The 16,175-nt window shown below is 71.4% G+C and carries 15 protein-coding genes; 13 read left to right on the top strand and 2 right to left on the bottom strand.

Annotated features, from left to right (window positions below):
- Positions 1–32: 32 nt before the first annotated feature.
- Together IEZ08_RS05720 and bldD are read right to left on the bottom strand one after the other, a co-directional pair.
- Positions 33–1,148, bottom strand: a complete 1,116-nt coding sequence (locus tag IEZ08_RS05720; protein WP_229802941.1) for a PP2C family protein-serine/threonine phosphatase — start codon at positions 1,146–1,148, stop codon at positions 33–35.
- Positions 1,149–1,436: 288 nt separating this feature from the next.
- Positions 1,437–1,931, bottom strand: coding sequence for a transcriptional regulator BldD (bldD, locus tag IEZ08_RS05715; RefSeq protein WP_068894204.1), 495 nt, complete (start codon positions 1,929–1,931; stop codon positions 1,437–1,439).
- Positions 1,932–2,677: 746 nt separating this feature from the next.
- Here bldD and pyrR point away from each other — a divergent pair.
- The 13 genes from pyrR (at position 2,678) to IEZ08_RS05650 (ending at position 16,149) form a co-directional block, all read left to right on the top strand.
- Positions 2,678–3,247 (top strand): bifunctional pyr operon transcriptional regulator/uracil phosphoribosyltransferase PyrR, encoded by a 570-nt coding sequence (gene pyrR / locus IEZ08_RS05710; protein WP_068928614.1) that lies wholly within the window; start codon positions 2,678–2,680, stop codon positions 3,245–3,247.
- Positions 3,244–4,176: an aspartate carbamoyltransferase catalytic subunit gene (locus IEZ08_RS05705; protein ID WP_068922641.1), complete on the top strand. Its 933-nt coding sequence runs from the start codon at positions 3,244–3,246 to the stop codon at positions 4,174–4,176. The genes pyrR and IEZ08_RS05705 overlap by 4 nt, the downstream gene beginning before the upstream one ends.
- Positions 4,173–5,465: a dihydroorotase gene (locus tag IEZ08_RS05700; protein ID WP_068922642.1), complete on the top strand. Its 1,293-nt coding sequence runs from the start codon at positions 4,173–4,175 to the stop codon at positions 5,463–5,465. Before IEZ08_RS05705 ends, IEZ08_RS05700 begins: the two co-directional genes overlap by 4 nt.
- 103 nt (positions 5,466–5,568) lie before the next feature.
- Positions 5,569–6,762 (top strand): glutamine-hydrolyzing carbamoyl-phosphate synthase small subunit, encoded by a 1,194-nt coding sequence (carA, locus tag IEZ08_RS05695; RefSeq protein ID WP_068922643.1) that lies wholly within the window; start codon positions 5,569–5,571, stop codon positions 6,760–6,762.
- Entirely contained in the window at positions 6,755–10,075 is a 3,321-nt protein-coding gene (gene carB, locus IEZ08_RS05690; RefSeq protein WP_068922644.1) for a carbamoyl-phosphate synthase large subunit, read from the top strand. The genes carA and carB overlap by 8 nt, the downstream gene beginning before the upstream one ends.
- A gap of 80 nt (positions 10,076–10,155) precedes the next feature.
- On the top strand, positions 10,156–11,031 hold the full coding sequence (locus tag IEZ08_RS05685; protein ID WP_189241788.1) for a dihydroorotate dehydrogenase electron transfer subunit: 876 nt from the start codon (positions 10,156–10,158) through the stop codon (positions 11,029–11,031).
- Positions 11,021–11,995: a dihydroorotate dehydrogenase gene (locus IEZ08_RS05680; protein ID WP_068922646.1), complete on the top strand. Its 975-nt coding sequence runs from the start codon at positions 11,021–11,023 to the stop codon at positions 11,993–11,995. Before IEZ08_RS05685 ends, IEZ08_RS05680 begins: the two co-directional genes overlap by 11 nt.
- Positions 11,992–12,705, top strand: a complete 714-nt coding sequence (gene pyrF, locus IEZ08_RS05675) for an orotidine-5'-phosphate decarboxylase (RefSeq protein WP_068922647.1) — start codon at positions 11,992–11,994, stop codon at positions 12,703–12,705. The genes IEZ08_RS05680 and pyrF overlap by 4 nt, the downstream gene beginning before the upstream one ends.
- 251 nt (positions 12,706–12,956) lie before the next feature.
- The gene (gene mihF, locus IEZ08_RS05670) at positions 12,957–13,280 is read left to right on the top strand and encodes an integration host factor, actinobacterial type (RefSeq protein ID WP_068922648.1); all 324 of its coding nucleotides are present in this window, start codon (positions 12,957–12,959) and stop codon (positions 13,278–13,280) included.
- A gap of 196 nt (positions 13,281–13,476) precedes the next feature.
- On the top strand, positions 13,477–14,049 hold the full coding sequence (gene gmk / locus IEZ08_RS05665) for a guanylate kinase (protein WP_189241816.1): 573 nt from the start codon (positions 13,477–13,479) through the stop codon (positions 14,047–14,049).
- A 13-nt stretch (positions 14,050–14,062) separates the two neighbouring features.
- Positions 14,063–14,326, top strand: coding sequence for a DNA-directed RNA polymerase subunit omega (gene rpoZ / locus IEZ08_RS05660; RefSeq protein ID WP_068922649.1), 264 nt, complete (start codon positions 14,063–14,065; stop codon positions 14,324–14,326).
- 3 nt (positions 14,327–14,329) lie between these two features.
- Positions 14,330–15,574, top strand: a complete 1,245-nt coding sequence (gene coaBC / locus IEZ08_RS05655; protein WP_068922650.1) for a bifunctional phosphopantothenoylcysteine decarboxylase/phosphopantothenate--cysteine ligase CoaBC — start codon at positions 14,330–14,332, stop codon at positions 15,572–15,574.
- A 206-nt stretch (positions 15,575–15,780) separates the two neighbouring features.
- Positions 15,781–16,149, top strand: a complete 369-nt coding sequence (locus IEZ08_RS05650; RefSeq protein WP_189241787.1) for a hypothetical protein — start codon at positions 15,781–15,783, stop codon at positions 16,147–16,149.
- The last annotated feature ends 26 nt before the right edge of the window (positions 16,150–16,175 follow it).

Below are 16,175 nucleotides of genomic sequence, written 5' to 3'. Positions count from 1 at the left end.
TGCGGCGCGTCGTAGGTGGCGTGCCGTGCGGGTCAGGCGGCGTTCTGGGCGGAGGCGGGGTGGGCGGCGCGGTGGCGCAGGAGGAGCATGGCGGCGTCGTCGGCCAGGGGGCGGCCCACGTGGCGCAGGAGGTCGGCGCGGAGGGCGTCCAGGGCCACCTGGGGGTCGGTGTCGGACAGCAGGTGCGCGCGGGAGGCGAGCGGGTAGAAGCGGCCGGTCCCGTCCCGGGCCTCGATCACGCCGTCGGTGTAGAAGAGGACCTGGTCGCCGGGTTCGAACGGGAGCCGGTAGGGCACCGGTTCGGTGACCTGCAGCGATCCCATGCCCAGGGGGAGCGCCTCGTCCGGAGGGTCGGCGAACCAGTGGTCGCCGCCGGAGGTGAGCACCATGGGGGGCGGGTGGCCGCAGTTCAGGACGGTGAGGGAGTCGTCGCCGGCGGTCTCGGCGAGTACGGCGGTGACGAACTGCTCGCCGGACAGCTCACGGGTCAGAGCGTTCTCCAGCCGGGTCACCACGCCCTGGAGCCGGGCCTCGTCGTATGCCGCTTCGCGGAAGGCGCCCAGCACCACCGCGGCGGTCTCCACGGCCTCGAGTCCTTTGCCCTGGACGTCTCCGACGATGATCCGGACGCCGTGCGGGGTGCTGACGACCTCGTACAGGTCGCCGCCGATGCGTGCCTCGGCCGTGGCTGAGGTGTAGGAGACCGCGACGCCGATCCCGGGTCCGGCCCGGCGGGGGACCGGGCGGAGCAGCACGCGCTGGGCGGCCTCGGCGACCGAGCGGACGTCGGCGAGCCGCCGTTCGTGGCGGAGCCGCCCCGCGCTGGCCAGGACGCTGGCCAGTGTCACGCCGAGGATGGCCATGGCGGTGATGGCGGTGCGGGGTTCCCAGAGGTTGTCGTTGTACAGGGCGAGTGCGAAGCAGAGCACCAGGGCGACGACACCGGTCATGGTGGTGCGGGCCAGCCCGCACGCCACGCTGGCGAAGGCGGGGCCCAGCGCCAGCAGGGGGAAGAGGCCGGAGTTGGGACCGGAGGCGAGGTCGATCAGGGCCACCACGGCCATCACGATGAACGGCAGGGACCTCAGGGTCGCCTGGGTCTTGGACGTCTCGACGGAGGAGAGCAGCCTGGCGAAGGCGCCGCTCACGGAGGAGCGCAGGGACGCCGGGAGCGCGAGGGGACGGCCCGGCGGGCGCGGTGGAGGACGGTCATGACGATCGTCCCTCCGGAACATCTCCACCACGTCCTGCCGAGCCACGCCTCGCTGACGACAATGCCCTGTTAAACGGCACGTTGGTTTTTTCCTACCACAGCGATCGCGGGCCGTGGCGGATTACGTGCGATGTTGCCGGGGGAGGACGGGGGAGAAGCGGCGCCGGCCGCGGGCACGCCGGGTTCCGGCGTGCCCGCGGCCGGGTGCGCGCGGGGCGGGACGTCAGAAGGAGTCGACGGCGCGGCGCGCCTCGGGGTCCAGGACGCCCCAGTTGATGAGCTCCTCGGTGAGCTCGCTGGGGGACTTGTCGTAGATGACGGCGAGCGACCGGAGGTCCTCCTGGCGGATGGACAGCACCTTGCCGTTGTAGTCACCACGCTGGCTCTGGATGGTGGCCGCGTAGCGGGCGAGCGCACCGGCCTTCTCCTTGGGGAGCTGGGAGAGGCGCTCAAGGTCGATCACAAGCTTCGGGGTGGGGCCGAGCGGGCTCGGGGCCGCACCTCCGGGAAGCAACTCGGAAACCGGGACTCCGTAGAAATCTGCCAGCTCGGCAAGCTTCTGCACCGTGACCGCACGATCGCCACGCTCGTAGGAGCCGACGACGACAGCCTTCCACCGTCCGCGGGACTTCTCTTCGACTCCGTGCAGGGACAGGCCCTGCTGGGTGCGGATGGCGCGGAGTCGTGCACCCAGCGACTTGGCGTACTCAGACGGCATCGTGTGCCCCCCGGCTCTCTTAATTGCTGCTTTCAATTGATTGTGCTATCTCGCGGCCTGTGCACCGTCCACCGGGTTGGTACCCAGGATGGGCACCTTCAGTGACCGAAGCGACAGGGTTCGCCCCGTAACGCCGCGACATGTGGTTACGGACAGTGACGGTAAAGCCGCGAACGCTGAAGGTCAAGCTGATTGGAAAAAAGATGCTGAATCCGGTCCGACAGGATCCGCATCAAATGCCGCGCATGTCCATTCTCGCACGACGAGGCCCGGGTGTTCGCCCTGGCCGCAGGGGGCGGAGAGCGCTATCCGGCGCGATGGGAAGCCGTCTTCCGCAGGCGTGTGGGCAGGATACGCGCCTTCGGGGTGAGCGGAATCACTGCTCCGTGAGGAGTGGACGGCTTGCGCCGGGGGTCTTCTCGCCTTCCGGGAAGGGGCGCGGCGCCGGAGGTCGAGAGGGGGGGAGGCCGTATGAGGCCGATGTGCTTCGGCAGGGATGGGCGGGGAGGGATTTGACACTATTTGTCAAGTTTTTCCACAACGGGAAAGGTAGATCTTTTCTGCTCGGGGTGCCGGAAGGACGCGGCCCGGGCCGGCCGTACGGGGTTCCGGGCCGCTTTCCGGCCCTGTCCGCCCAGGTGGGGAAGTGGCCGCCCGGTGCCGGGCGGCCGTCGCGCGGCTGCTAACGTGAAGACGTCGACTTCCTTTAAGACCCGTCCTGTGAGGCGGGAAAGGTGGTGTTCTGTTTGGCCGAGGCAGTTTCGCGTGCCCGCACATCGGCGCACGCGGTCCTCGAAGGTCCCGACATCAACCGGGCGCTGATCCGCATCTCCCACGAGATCCTCGAACGCACCAAGGGCGGCGAGGACGTCGTCCTCCTCGGAATCCCGACGCGAGGCGTCCATCTGGCCCGCCGCCTGGCCGGGCACATCAGGCAGTTCGAGGGGCACCCGGTCCCGGTCGGCTCGCTCGACATCACGATGTACCGCGACGACCTGCGCACCAAGCCGGCCCGGCCGCTCGGGCGCACCGAGCTCCCCTCCGACGGCATCGACGACAAGACCGTCGTCCTGGTCGACGACGTGCTCTACTCCGGCCGGACCGTCCGCGCCGCGCTCGACGCGCTCAACGACCTGGGCCGCCCCCGGGCCGTGCAACTCGCCGCGCTGGTGGACCGGGGGCACCGCGAGCTCCCCATCCGGGCCGACTACGTGGGCAAGAATCTCCCCACCTCCAAATCCGAGATCGTCAAGGTCTACCTGGAAGAGCACGACGGCCGCGACGCGGTCCTGCTGCTGAAGGAGGAGGACAAGTGAAGCGGCACCTGATCTCCGCGGCCGACCTGAGCCGCGACGACGCCCTGCTCATCCTCGACACCGCCGACGAGCTGGCGAGGATCTCGGACCGTTCCATCAAGAAGCTGCCGACCCTGCGGGGCCGTACGGTGGTCAACCTCTTCTTCGAGGACTCCACCCGGACGCGGATCTCGTTCGAGGCCGCGGCCAAGCGCCTGTCGGCCGACGTCATCAACTTCTCCGCCAAGGGGTCCAGCGTCTCCAAGGGCGAGTCGCTCAAGGACACCGCGCTGACCCTGGAGGCGATGGGCGCCGACGCCGTGGTCATCCGGCACGGCGCCTCCGGCGCGCCGCACCGTCTGGCCGGCTGGGTGCGCGGCAGCGTCGTCAACGCCGGTGACGGCACCCACGAGCACCCCACGCAGGCCCTGCTCGACGCCTTCACGATGCGCCGCCGCCTCGGCTCGCTGGAGGGCCGCAGGGTCACCGTCGTCGGCGACATCCTGCACAGCAGGGTGGCCCGCTCCAACGTGCTGCTGCTGAGCACGCTCGGGGCCGAGGTGACCCTGGTCGCCCCGCCGACCCTGCTGCCGGTGAGCGTCGGCTCCTGGCCCTGTGAGGTCTCCTACGACCTCGACTCCGTGCTGCCCAAGTCGGACGTGGTCATGATGCTGCGCGTGCAGCGCGAGCGGATGAACGCCGCGTTCTTCCCCACCGAGCGGGAGTACAGCCGGCGCTACGGGCTCGACCGCGAGCGCTTCGCCCGGCTGAAGGAGGACGCCGTCGTGATGCATCCCGGGCCGATGAACCGGGGTATGGAGATCGCGGCGGAGGTGGCCGACTCGCCGCGCTCGACGATCGTCGAGCAGGTCGCCAACGGTGTGACCACCCGCATGGCCGTCCTGTACCTGCTGCTCGGCGGCGCCGACCTCGGAGGAGAAGACCAGTGAGCATCGTCATCAAGGGCGCTCGGATCCTCGGTGGCGAGCCCGCCGACATCCTGATCGAGGACGGCGCCGTCGCCGCGGTCGGACAGGACCTGACCGGGGACGAGACCGTCGACGCCCGGGGTCTCATCGCCCTGCCCGGCCTGGTGGACCTCCACACCCACCTGCGCGAGCCCGGCCGTGAGGACGCCGAGACCGTCGAGTCCGGCACCCGGGCGGCCGCGCTGGGCGGCTACACCGCCGTGCACGCCATGGCCAACACCTCCCCGGTCGCCGACACCGCCGGCGTCGTGGAGCAGGTCTGGCGCCTGGGGCAGGAGGCCGGCCGCTGCGACGTGCAGCCGGTCGGCGCCGTCACCGAGGGCCTGGCCGGCGAGCGGCTGGCCGAGCTCGGCGCGATGGCCGACTCCGCCGCCCGGGTCCGCGTCTTCTCCGACGACGGCAAGTGCGTCTCCGACGCGGTGCTCATGCGCCGCGCGCTGGAGTACGTCAAGGCCTTCGACGGGGTGGTGGCCCAGCACGCCCAGGAGCCCCGCCTGACCGCCGGCGCGCAGATGAACGAGGGTGCCGTCTCCGGCAGGCTCGGCCTGACCGGCTGGCCCGCGGTCGCCGAGGAGGCGATCATCGCCCGCGACTGCCTGCTCGCCGCGCACGTCGGCTCCCGCCTGCACGTCTGCCACGTCTCCACGGCGGGCTCGGTGGAGATCATCCGCTGGGCCAAGTCGAAGGGCTGGGACGTCACCGCCGAGGTGACCCCGCACCACCTGCTGCTCACCGACGACCTCGTCGAGGACTCCCCCGTCGGCTCCTACAACCCCATCTACAAGGTGAACCCGCCGCTGCGCACCCGCGCCGACGTCGAGGCGCTGCGCGAGGCCCTGGCCGACGGCACGATCGACGTCGTCGCCACCGACCACGCCCCCCACCCGGTCGAGGACAAGGAGACCGAGTGGGACGCCGCGGCCATGGGCATGATCGGCCTGGAGACGGCGCTGTCGGTGGTCCAGGAGGCCATGGTGGAGACCGGCCTGCTCGACTGGGCCGGGGTCGCCGAGCGCATGTCGTACGCCCCGGCGCGGATCGGCCGCCTGGCCGGTCACGGCCACCCGATCGCGGCGGGCTCCCCGGCGAACATCACCCTCTACGACGCCTCCGTGCGCGCGGAGGTGGACCCGGGCTCCTACGCGTCCAAGAGCCGCAACACCCCCTACGAGGGCCGGACCCTCCCCGGGCGCGTCGTCGCGACCTTCCTCCGCGGCCGCCCGACCGTCCTGGACGGCAAACTCGCATGACCTGTCGGTGCACGGGCGTCCCACATGGTGGAGGCGCCTGTCACCCATGCGCCGGATATTTCATACTTTGGTAAGCGATGACCGAGATGATCGGGATGTTTCTGTGACTGAGCGAAGCGAGCGAGCCGGCAGGCATGACACGGCCGCGGGTGGTGCCGCCACCGCGGTCCTCGTCCTGGAGGACGGCCGTGTCTTCCACGGCACCCCCTACGGCGCCGAGGGCGAGACCTTCGGCGAGATGGTGTTCAACACCGGCATGACCGGTTACCAGGAGACCCTCACCGACCCCTCCTACCACCGCCAGATCGTCGCGATGACCGCGCCGCACATCGGCAACACCGGGGTCAACGACGAGGACCCCGAGTCCTCCCGGGTCTGGGTCGCCGGCTACGTGGTCCGCGAGCCCGCGCGCGTCTCCTCCAGCTGGCGGGCCAACCGTTCCCTGGACGACTACCTCAAGGAGCACGGCGTCGTCGGGATCGCCATCCCCGGGACCCGGGCCCTCACCCGCCACCTGCGTGAGCGCGGCGCGATGCGCGCCGGGGTCTTCTCCGGCCAGGCGCTCGCCCCGGTCGGGGAACTGGTGGAGCGGGTGCGCCGCAGCCCCGGCATGGAGGGCGCCGACCTGGCCGAGCAGGTCTCCGCCGCCGAGCCGTACGTGATCCCCGCCCTCGGTGAGAAGAAGTACACCGTGGCCGCCGTGGACCTGGGCATCAAGTCCATGACCCCGCACCGGATGGCCGAGCGCGGCTGCGAGGTGCACGTGCTGCCCGCCACCGCCACCGCCGAGGACATCCTCGCGCTCGACCCCGACGGGGTGTTCTTCTCCAACGGCCCGGGCGACCCGGCCGCCGCCGACGGCCCGGTGGACGCGCTGCGCGGGGTGCTGGAGGCGGGCAAGCCGTTCTTCGGCATCTGCTTCGGCAACCAGATCTTCGGCCGCGCCCTGGGCCTGGGCACCTACAAGCTGCGCTACGGGCACCGCGGGGTCAACCAGCCGGTCCAGGACCGCCGTACCGGCAAGGTGGAGATCTCCGCGCACAACCACGGCTTCGCCGTGCGGGCGCCGCTGGAGGGGACCTTCGACACGCCGTACGGCCCGGCGGAGGTCAGCCACGTCAACCTCAACGACGACTGCGTCGAGGGCCTGCGGCTGCTCGACCGGCCCGCCTTCAGCGTGCAGTACCACCCCGAGGCCGCGGCCGGCCCGCACGACTCGGCGAGCCTGTTCGACGACTTCTGCAAGTTGATGGAGCGTGGCGGGACCACGACGACAGAGGAGAACAAGGGTGCCTAAGCGCACGGACATCCAGTCGGTCATGGTGATCGGCTCCGGGCCGATCGTGATCGGGCAGGCCTGCGAGTTCGACTACTCCGGCACCCAGGCCTGCCGCGTGCTGCGCGCCGAGGGCTTCCGGGTGATCCTCGTCAACAGCAACCCCGCGACGATCATGACGGACCCCGAGTTCGCCGACGCGACCTACGTCGAGCCGATCACGCCGGAGATCGTCGAGAAGATCATCGCCAAGGAGCGCCCCGACGCCCTGCTGCCCACCCTGGGCGGGCAGACCGCGCTCAACACCGCGATCTCCCTGTACGAGGCGGGCGTGCTCGCCAAGTACAACGTCGAGCTGATCGGCGCCGACGTGGACGCCATCCAGGCGGGCGAGAACCGCGAGCGGTTCAAGGAGATCGTCGCCAAGGTCGCGGCCGAGTACGGCCTCAACGCCGAGTCCGCCAAGTCGATCATCTGCCACACCATGGACGAGTGCCTGGCGGCGGCGGGGGAGCTGGGCTACCCGCTGGTCGTGCGGCCCTCCTTCACCATGGGCGGCGTCGGGTCCGGCTTCGCGCACGACGAGGAGGAGCTGCGCCGCATCGCCGGAGCGGGCCTCGACGCCTCGCCGACCACCGAGGTGCTCCTGGAGGAGTCCATCCTCGGCTGGAAGGAGTACGAGCTGGAGGTCATGCGCGACCGGGCCGACAACGTCGTCATCGTCTGCTCCATCGAGAACCTCGACCCGATGGGCGTGCACACCGGCGACAGCGTCACCGTGGCCCCCGTGATGACCCTCACCGACCGCGAGTACCAGAACATGCGCGACGTCGCCATCGCGGTCATCCGCGAGGTCGGCGTGGACACCGGCGGCTGCAACATCCAGTTCGCGGTCAACCCGCGCACCGGCCGCATGATCGTCATCGAGATGAACCCGCGCGTGTCGCGGTCGAGCGCGCTGGCCTCCAAGGCCACCGGCTTCCCGATCGCCAAGATCGCGGCCAAGCTCGCCATCGGCTACACCCTCGACGAGATCCCCAACGACATCACCCGCGAGACCCCGGCCTCGTTCGAGCCCGCGCTCGACTACGTCGTGGTCAAGGTGCCGCGCTTCGCCTTCGAGAAGTTCGCCGGCGCCGACCAGACCCTGACCACCCACATGAAGTCGGTCGGCGAGGCCATGGCCATCGGCCGGTCCTTCCCCGAGGCCCTGCAGAAGGCGCTGCGCTCGCTGGAGAAGAAGGGCGCGGCCTTCTCCTGGGCCGGCGAGCCCGGCGACAAGGACCGGCTGCTGGCCGCCTGCCGCAAGCCGCACGACGGCCGCCTGCACACCATGCAGCAGGCCATCCGCGCCGGGGCGACCCCGCAGGAGCTGTTCGAGGCCACCGCCGTCGACCCGTGGTTCCTGGACCAGCTCTTCGCGATCGACGAGGTCGCCGCCGAGCTGCGCGAGGCGCCGCAGCTGGACGCCGAGACCCTGACCAGGGTCAAGCGGTACGGCTTCAGCGACGTGCAGATCGCCGAGATCCGCGGCATGGACGAGGCCCGCGTGCGCGACCTGCGCCACGCGCTCGGCGTGCGCCCGGTCTACAACACCGTCGACACCTGCGCCGCCGAGTTCGCCGCGCAGACGCCGTACCTCTACTCCACCTACGACGAGGAGACCGAGGTTCCGTACGGCGAGCGCCCGAAGGTCCTCATCCTCGGCTCCGGGCCCAACCGGATCGGCCAGGGCATCGAGTTCGACTACGCGTGCGTGCACGCCTCGTTCGAGCTGTCGGCCGCGGGCTACGAGACCGTCATGGTCAACTGCAACCCGGAGACGGTCTCCACCGACTACGACACCTCCGACCGGCTCTACTTCGAGCCGCTCACCCTGGAGGACGTGCTGGAGGTCGTCCACGCCGAGCAGCAGACCGGCCCGGTGGCGGGCGTCATCGTGCAGCTCGGCGGGCAGACCCCGCTCGGCCTGGCGCAGGCGCTCAAGGACGCCGGGGTGCCGATCGTCGGCACCTCGCCGGAGTCCATCCACCTGGCCGAGGAGCGCGGCGCGTTCGGCCGCGTGCTCGCCGAGGCCGGGCTGCCCGCGCCCAAGCACGGCACCGCGGTGACCGAGCAGGAGGCGCTGGAGATCGCCGCGGAGATCGGCTACCCGGTGCTGGTGCGCCCCAGCTACGTGCTGGGCGGCGCGGGCATGGCGATCGTCTACGACGACGAGACCCTCGTCACCTACATGGCGCGGGCGGGCGCGACCCCCGACCGCCCGGTGCTGGTGGACAAGTTCCTGGACGAGGCCGTCGAGATCGACGTGGACGCCCTGTTCGACGGCGAGGAGCTCTACCTCGGCGGGGTGATGGAGCACATCGAGGAGGCCGGCATCCACTCCGGCGACTCGGCGTGCTCGCTGCCGCCGATGACGCTCGGCGGCTACGACATCAAGCGCATCCGCGCCGCCACCGAGGCCATCGCCCGCGGGGTGGGCGTGCGCGGCCTGCTCAACGTGCAGTACGCCATGTCGGCGAACATCCTGTACGTGCTGGAGGCCAACCCGCGCGCCAGCCGTACCGTGCCGTTCGTCTCCAAGGCCACGGCGGTGCCGCTGGCCAAGGCGGCGGCCCGGGTGATGATGGGCGCGACGGTCGCGCAGCTGCGCGCCGAGGGCATGCTCCCGGCCGAGGGGGACGGCGGCACCCTGCCGATGGACGCGCCGATCGCGGTCAAGGAGGCGGTGCTGCCGTTCAACCGGTTCCGCGGCGTGGACATCGTGCTCAGCCCGGAGATGCGCTCCACCGGTGAGGTCATGGGCATCGACGAGTTCTTCGGCACGGCCTACGCCAAGTCGCAGGACGCCGCCTACGGCGCGCTGCCGACCAAGGGGCGGGCCTTCGTCTCGGTCGCCAACCGTGACAAACGGGCCATGATCTTCCCGGTGAAGGCGCTCGCGGACATGGGTTTCGAGATTCTGGCCACCGAGGGAACGGCCGAGGTGCTGCGCCGCAACGGCGTCCGTGCCAAGATCGTGCGCAAGCAGAGCGACGGGACCGGTCCGCAGGGAGAGCCGACGATCGTCCGGCGCATCCTGGACGGCGAGGTGGATCTCATCGTGAACACGCCCTTCGGCAGCCCCGGGCAGTCCGGGCCGCGGCTGGACGGCTACGAGATCCGCACCGCGGCCGTGCTGCGGGGGATCCCCTGCATCACGACCGTCCAGGGCCTGGCCGCGGCCGTTCAGGGCATTCAGGCCATCGTGCGGGGCGACATCGGCGTACGGTCGCTCCAGGAGCACGCGGAGCGGTTGAGGCGAGGAGTGAGCGTAGCGGGCGGCGAAGGATGAGCCGTCGGCGGAGTGAGCGACGAGCCGAGCGCGACCACAGGCAGGGCCGGTTGAGGCGAGGTTGACGCCCCCCAGCGGAGGTGAGGGAGACGCCTGTTACTCCGGTACAGGTCACGGGCACGGTGCTGACGACCCGCCAGGTCGACGCTTACCATGCGCTGACCGTGGTCGCCCCGCGCATCGCCGAGGGGTTCCGCCCGGGTCACTTCCTGGGGGTGGCCGTCGGCGGGCCGCACACGTCCATGCTGACCCGCCGCGCCTTCTTCATCCACGACGTCAAACCGGACTACGGCGGCACGGTGGAGTTCGTCTTCGCGGTGGACGGCCCCGGCACGGCCTGGCTGGCCGGGCGCCGGGCCCGTGACACGCTGGATCTGGTCGGCCCGCTGGGCCGCCCGTTCCCGTTGCCCCGGGACCCGGTGACCTGCGTCATGGTCGGCGACGAGTACGGCTCCGCCATGCTCTTCACCGTCGCGGACGCCCTCCAGCGGCGCGGCTGCCGCGTCGACTTCGTGCTGGGCGGGGCCTCGGCCGACAGGGTGTTCGGGGCCATGCGCGCCCGCAGGATGGCGGAGACCACCACTCTCACCACCGAGGACGGTTCGCTGGGCATGCGCGGCAGGGTGACCGACGTGCTGCCCGGTGTGATCGCCGACGTGCGGGCCGACGTCGTGTACGCCAGCGGCCCGATGGAGACGCTCCGCAGGGCGACCGCCGTCGCGGTCGAGTTCGACATCCCGATCCAGGTGGCCGTGGAGGAGCGCATGGCCTGCGGGATCGGGGTGTGCATGACGTGCGTGCTCCCGGTCATCGGCGACGACGGGGTCACCCGGATGGTCCGCGCGTGTGTGGAGGGGCCGGTCTTCCGGGGGGAACGCGTGCGCTTCGACGACGTGGGAACGATCCCTTTCGACGCGCTCGGGGCGCCCGGCGGAGGATCGCGGAATGTCAGTTGACATGCGGACATACCTGGGACACGTGGAGCTGGCCAACCCGATCGTCACCGCGGCGGGGTGCGCGGGCTCGGGGGCCGAGCTCGCCCAGTTCTTCGACCTGGGCAGGATCGGCGCGCTGACCACGCGGTCGATCACCATGGCCCCCCGGGCGGGCCGTCCGACGCCCCGGATGACCGAGACCCCCTCCGGGCTGCTGAACGGGGTCGGCCTGCAGGGGCCGGGGGTGGACGCGTTCCTCACGCGTGAGCTGCCCTGGCTGGCCCAGCGCAACATCAGGACCGTGGTGTCCATCGGCGGCGGCACCGTGGCCGAGTACGCCGCGCTGGCCCGCAGGCTCAACGACGCGCCCGGGGTGACCGCTCTGGAGGTCAACCTGTCCTGCCCCAACATCGAGGACCGGGGGCGGGTCTTCGCACGGGACGGCGCGGCCTCGGCCGAGGTGATCGCCGCGGTGCGCGCGGTCATGCGCTACGACGTCCCGGTGGTGGCCAAGCTCTCGCCGGACACCGCCGACATCGTGAGCGTCGCCCGGGCCTGCGCGACCTCGGGCGCCGACGCGCTGTCGATGATCAACAACCCGCTCGGCATGAGCATCGACACCGAGACCATGCTTCCCGCGCTCGCGGCGGGCACCGGCGGGCTGTCGGGGCCGGCCATCCGCCCGCTGGCCGTACGCTGCGTGTGGCAGGTCCGCGCCGCGCTGCCCGACGTGCCCATCATCGGCATGGGCGGCGTGCTGACGGGCAGGGACGCCTTCGAGCTGATCCTCGCCGGGGCCTGCGTCGTCGCCGTGGGCACGGCGCTGTTCCACGACCCCTCCTCCTGCCTGCGCATCCTGCGCGAGCTGGAGGAGATCGTGGCGGCACGAGGGTACCAGCGGCTGGCCGACGTGATCGGGCTGGCCCACCGCCCGCCGGGGGCGACCGCCCGGCACCGTACGGATTTCGAGGAGAGCTCGCTGTGACTCCCGCCCCCATCGCCGTCGCCCTGGACGCGCCCGACCTGGAGACCGCGGCCCGCTGGGCGAGCCTGGTCACCCCGCATGTCAGCACGGTCAAGGTCGGGCTCGAACTGTATCTGCGCTACGGTCCCGACGTGATCGCCTCGGTGCGCGGGGCGAGCGGGGTGCGGGTGTTCCTGGACCTGAAGCTGCACGACATCCCCAACACCGTGGCCGGGGCCGCCAGGGCGGTGGCCCGGCTCAAGCCCGCCATCCTGACCGTCCACGCGGCCGGAGGGCCCGCGATGATCCGCGCGGCGGTGGACGCCGCCCCCGCCACCCAGATCGCGGCCGTGACGGTGCTGACGTCGCTCTCAGAGGCCGATCTTGAGCGGGTGGGCATCACGGGACCGTCCGACGACGCCGTGCGCCGTCTGGCGGTCCTGGCCGTCGGCGCGGGCGCCCAGGCGCTCGTCTGCTCGCCGCGCGAGGTCGCCGTGGTGCGCGCGGAGGTCGGGCCGGACATCACACTGATCACTCCGGGCGTCCGGCCCGTCGGCGCCGAGAGCCAGGACCAGGCGAGGGTGGCGACCCCCGAGCGGGCGTTCGCCGACGGCGCCGACCTTCTGGTGATCGGCCGTCCGATCACCGGCGCGGCCGACCCCGGGGCGGCGGCCGCGGGCATCGCCGCGGCGCTCCGCCGCGCCTCGGGAACGGCCGGGCGGACGGTGTGACGGCGGGGGCGTGAGGGGCCCGCGGGGCGTGGGGAACGCCGGAACGGCCGGGGCGGGCAGTGTGATCTAGATCGCTGAGAATGCCTGGGCAGACGTCGTTTTGATGACGCTCCGCAACATTCCAGGTACAGATGGTGGCAAAGTTGCCTTTCTGGGAAGAGAAATTGGTCTTGACGTTGCTTGAAACGCCGTGACCAGCTAGTTTCCCTTGCCGTCCGAGTACATCGACAGGAAATTCGAGGTGACCCGGCGTGGCTCTTCCTCCCCTTACACCTGAGCAGCGCGCCGCAGCCCTAGAGAAGGCTGCCAAGGCCCGTAAAGAGCGTGCCGAGGTCAAGAACCGCCTGAAGCACGGTGCGGTCTCTCTGGCCGAGGTGCTCAAGGATGGGCAGGCCGACGACGTCATCGGCAAGATGAAGGTCTCTGCCCTTCTGGAGTCGCTTCCCGGCGTGGGCAAGGTCCGCGCCAAGCAGCTCATGGAGCGGCTGGGCATCGCAGAGTCCCGCCGCGTGCGGGGTCTCGGCGCCAACCAGCGCGCCTCCCTCGAGCGTGAGTTCGGCGGGGCCGAGAGCTAATCTCGGTTCCGTACCATCACGCTCACCTCGCAGCAGCGGGGATGGCATCAACGGGGGGTTCGGAGTGACCGGAACGTCGTGGCCCGACGAGAGTCGGGTTCCGGAGGAAGCCGCGCAGAGCGGATCCGGTGACCCCACGCCCCCGGCCCGGAGCCCGGCGGGGGCGCGAGCCTCCGCCGGGCCGACCGGCAACCGCCTGACGGTCCTGTCCGGTCCGTCGGGCGTGGGCAAGTCCACGGTCGTCGCCGAGCTTCGGCGGGCACACCCCGAGGTGTGGCTGTCGGTCTCGGTGACCACCAGGAAGCCCCGCCCCGGGGAGACCCACGGGGTGGAGTACTTCTTCGCCGACGACGACGAGTTCGACCGCCTCATCGCCCGCGGCGAACTGCTGGAGTGGGCGGAGTTCGCCGGCAACCGGTACGGAACCCCCAGGACGCCGGTCCTGGAGAAGCTCGCCGCCGGGGTCCCCACGCTGCTGGAGATCGACCTGCAGGGCGCACGCCAGGTCCGGGCGACCATGCCGGAGGCGCTGCTGGTCTTCCTGGCCCCGCCGAGCTGGGAGGAGCTGGAGAAGCGCCTGCGCGGCCGGGGCACCGAGCCGGAGGACGTCATCGCCCGCCGGCTGGCCGCGGGCCGCGTCGAGATGGCGGCCGAGCAGGAATTCGACATGACCCTGGTGAACACGTCCGTCCAGGGTGTATGCCACCGGCTGATAGCCTTGATGGCCGATGCTCCCGAGGCCTCACGCCCCGGACGTTCACCTAGCTAGGGGAAAACACAACGTGGCAAGCAACGCTGCCTACACAGAAGGCATCACCCACCCGTCGATCGACGCGCTCCTCGACATCGTCGACAGCAAGTACAGCCTTGTGATCATCGGTTCCAAGCGCGCCCGCCAGATCAACGCCTACTACTCCCAGCTCGGCGAGGGCCTGCTGGAGTACGTCGGCCCCCTGGTGGAGACCCACGCGCAGGAGAAGCCGCTGTCCATCGCGCTGCGCGAGGTCAGCGAGGGCCTGCTCACCACCGAGCCCATCGAGGGCTAGCCCTTGTCCGCGGGGACGTCCGGCCGGGACGCGTCAGGCAGGCCCAGCGTCGTCCTCGGGGTGAGCGGGGGCATCGCCGCCTACAAGGCGTGCGAGCTGCTGCGCCTGTTCACCGAGTCCGGGCACGACGTCCGGGTGGTCCCGACCCGGGAGGCGCTCCGCTTCGTCGGCGAGCCGACCTGGGCCGCGCTCTCCGGCAACCCGGTGAGCGCCGACGTCTGGGACGCCGTGCACGAGGTGCCGCACGTCCGCATCGGGCAGGGCGCCGATCTGGTGGTGGTGGCCCCCGCCACCGCCGACGTGCTGGCCAAGGCCGCCCACGGGCTGGCCGGTGACCTGCTGACCAACACCCTGCTCACCGCGCGCTGCCCGGTGGTGTTCGCCCCGGCCATGCACACCGAGATGTGGGAGCATCCGGCGACCCAGGCCAACGTCGCGACCCTCCGCGAGCGCGGCGCGCTGGTCCTGGACCCCGCCGTGGGCCGTCTGACCGGCGCCGACACCGGGCGCGGGAGGCTTCCCGACCCCGTGGAGATCTTCGAGGTCTGCCGCCGGGTCCTGGCCGGGCGCGCCCTCGACCTCGCCGGCCGTCACGTGGTCGTCTCCGCCGGAGGCACCCGCGAGGCCATCGACCCGGTCCGCTTCATCGGCAACCGCTCCTCGGGCCTGCAGGGATACGCCCTGGCCCGGACGGCCGCCGCCCGCGGAGCCCGGGTCACGCTGGTCGCCGCCAACGTCGCGCTGCCCGACCCCGCGGGGGTCACGGTGGTCCGGGTCGAGTCGGCCCTGCACCTGCGCGAGGCCGTGCTGGACGCGGTGGAGGACGCCGACGCCGTGGTCATGGCCGCCGCCGTCGCCGACTTCCGGCCCGCGGCGCGCAGTGACTCGAAGATAAAGAAGACCTCGGCCGAGCCCGACGCTATTCATCTGGTGAAAAATCCGGACATTCTCGCTGAGTTGGGGGAGCGCCGCCGCGACGGCGTGAAGCCGTGCCCCTCGGTGATCGCCGGATTCGCCGCGGAGACCGACGACGTCCTGGCCAACGGCCGGGCCAAGCTCGCCCGCAAGGGCTGCGACCTGCTGGTGGTCAACCAGGTGGGGGAGAACCTCGCCTTCGGCACCCCGGACAACGCCGCCGTGGTCCTGGTCGCGGACGGGGAACCGGTGGAGATCCCGCGCGGCCCCAAGGAGGCCCTCGCCGACGTGGTCTGGGACCTCGTCGCCGCGCGCCTCGACCGCACCCCTTAGGCCGGGGGGCTCCCCGGATCGCCGGGTCCGCCGCTCACCGGGTCCGCCGCTCACCGGGTCCGCCGCTCATCGGATCCACCGCGATCGCGGCGGCCGCCGCGGCGGAGATCCGGGGCACGCCCCGGAGCATTCCGCTTGCCGGAGATCCTCCGCCGACGGATACTGCGTCCGAAGCGACCTGGAACGTGCTGCCGAGGGGTCTGATCATGCCGGTGCCCGCCGCCGTCAGAGCACGCTGCCGCGCACTGCTCCCCGCAGGCCAGGACATCCGCTACATCTTCCCCGCGCTCTCGGTGGGCCCGCCGGGCATGGCGGCCTTTCTCATCGTGGTCACCGACCGGACGATCTCCGTGCTCTCCACCGAGCTCTTCGACCGGGACGTGCCGTCCGCGGTCTACGCCACCCACGCCCGGCGCACCAGGCTCGGCCCGGTGGAGTTCTCCGCCGGCGCGGTCATCGAGCTCGGCGGCATGGTGCTGGAGGTCGAGGAGGAGTACGGCGCGGTGGTCCTGGCCGCCGACGCCGAGGTCTTCGCCCCGGAGACGCTGCCTCCCGACCCGCTTCCCCATCTCTGACACCCGGTGACCCCCGGTGACTCCGG

It is taken from the genome of Planobispora rosea (assembly GCF_014648175.1).
Classification (GTDB): Bacteria; Actinomycetota; Actinomycetes; order Streptosporangiales; family Streptosporangiaceae; genus Planobispora; species Planobispora rosea.
This window is presented reverse-complemented; position numbering and strand designations above follow the sequence as displayed.

Excerpts from the sequence above, each read along its gene's own strand:
- bldD (WP_068894204.1), bottom strand. The coding sequence starts at position 1,931 with ATGCCGTCTGAGTACGCCAAGTCGCTGGGTGCACGACTCCGCGCCATC.
- IEZ08_RS05680 (WP_068922646.1), top strand. The coding sequence starts at position 11,021 with ATGTCAGTTGACATGCGGACATACCTGGGACACGTGGAGCTGGCCAAC.
- IEZ08_RS05650 (WP_189241787.1), top strand. The coding sequence starts at position 15,781 with ATGCCGGTGCCCGCCGCCGTCAGAGCACGCTGCCGCGCACTGCTCCCC.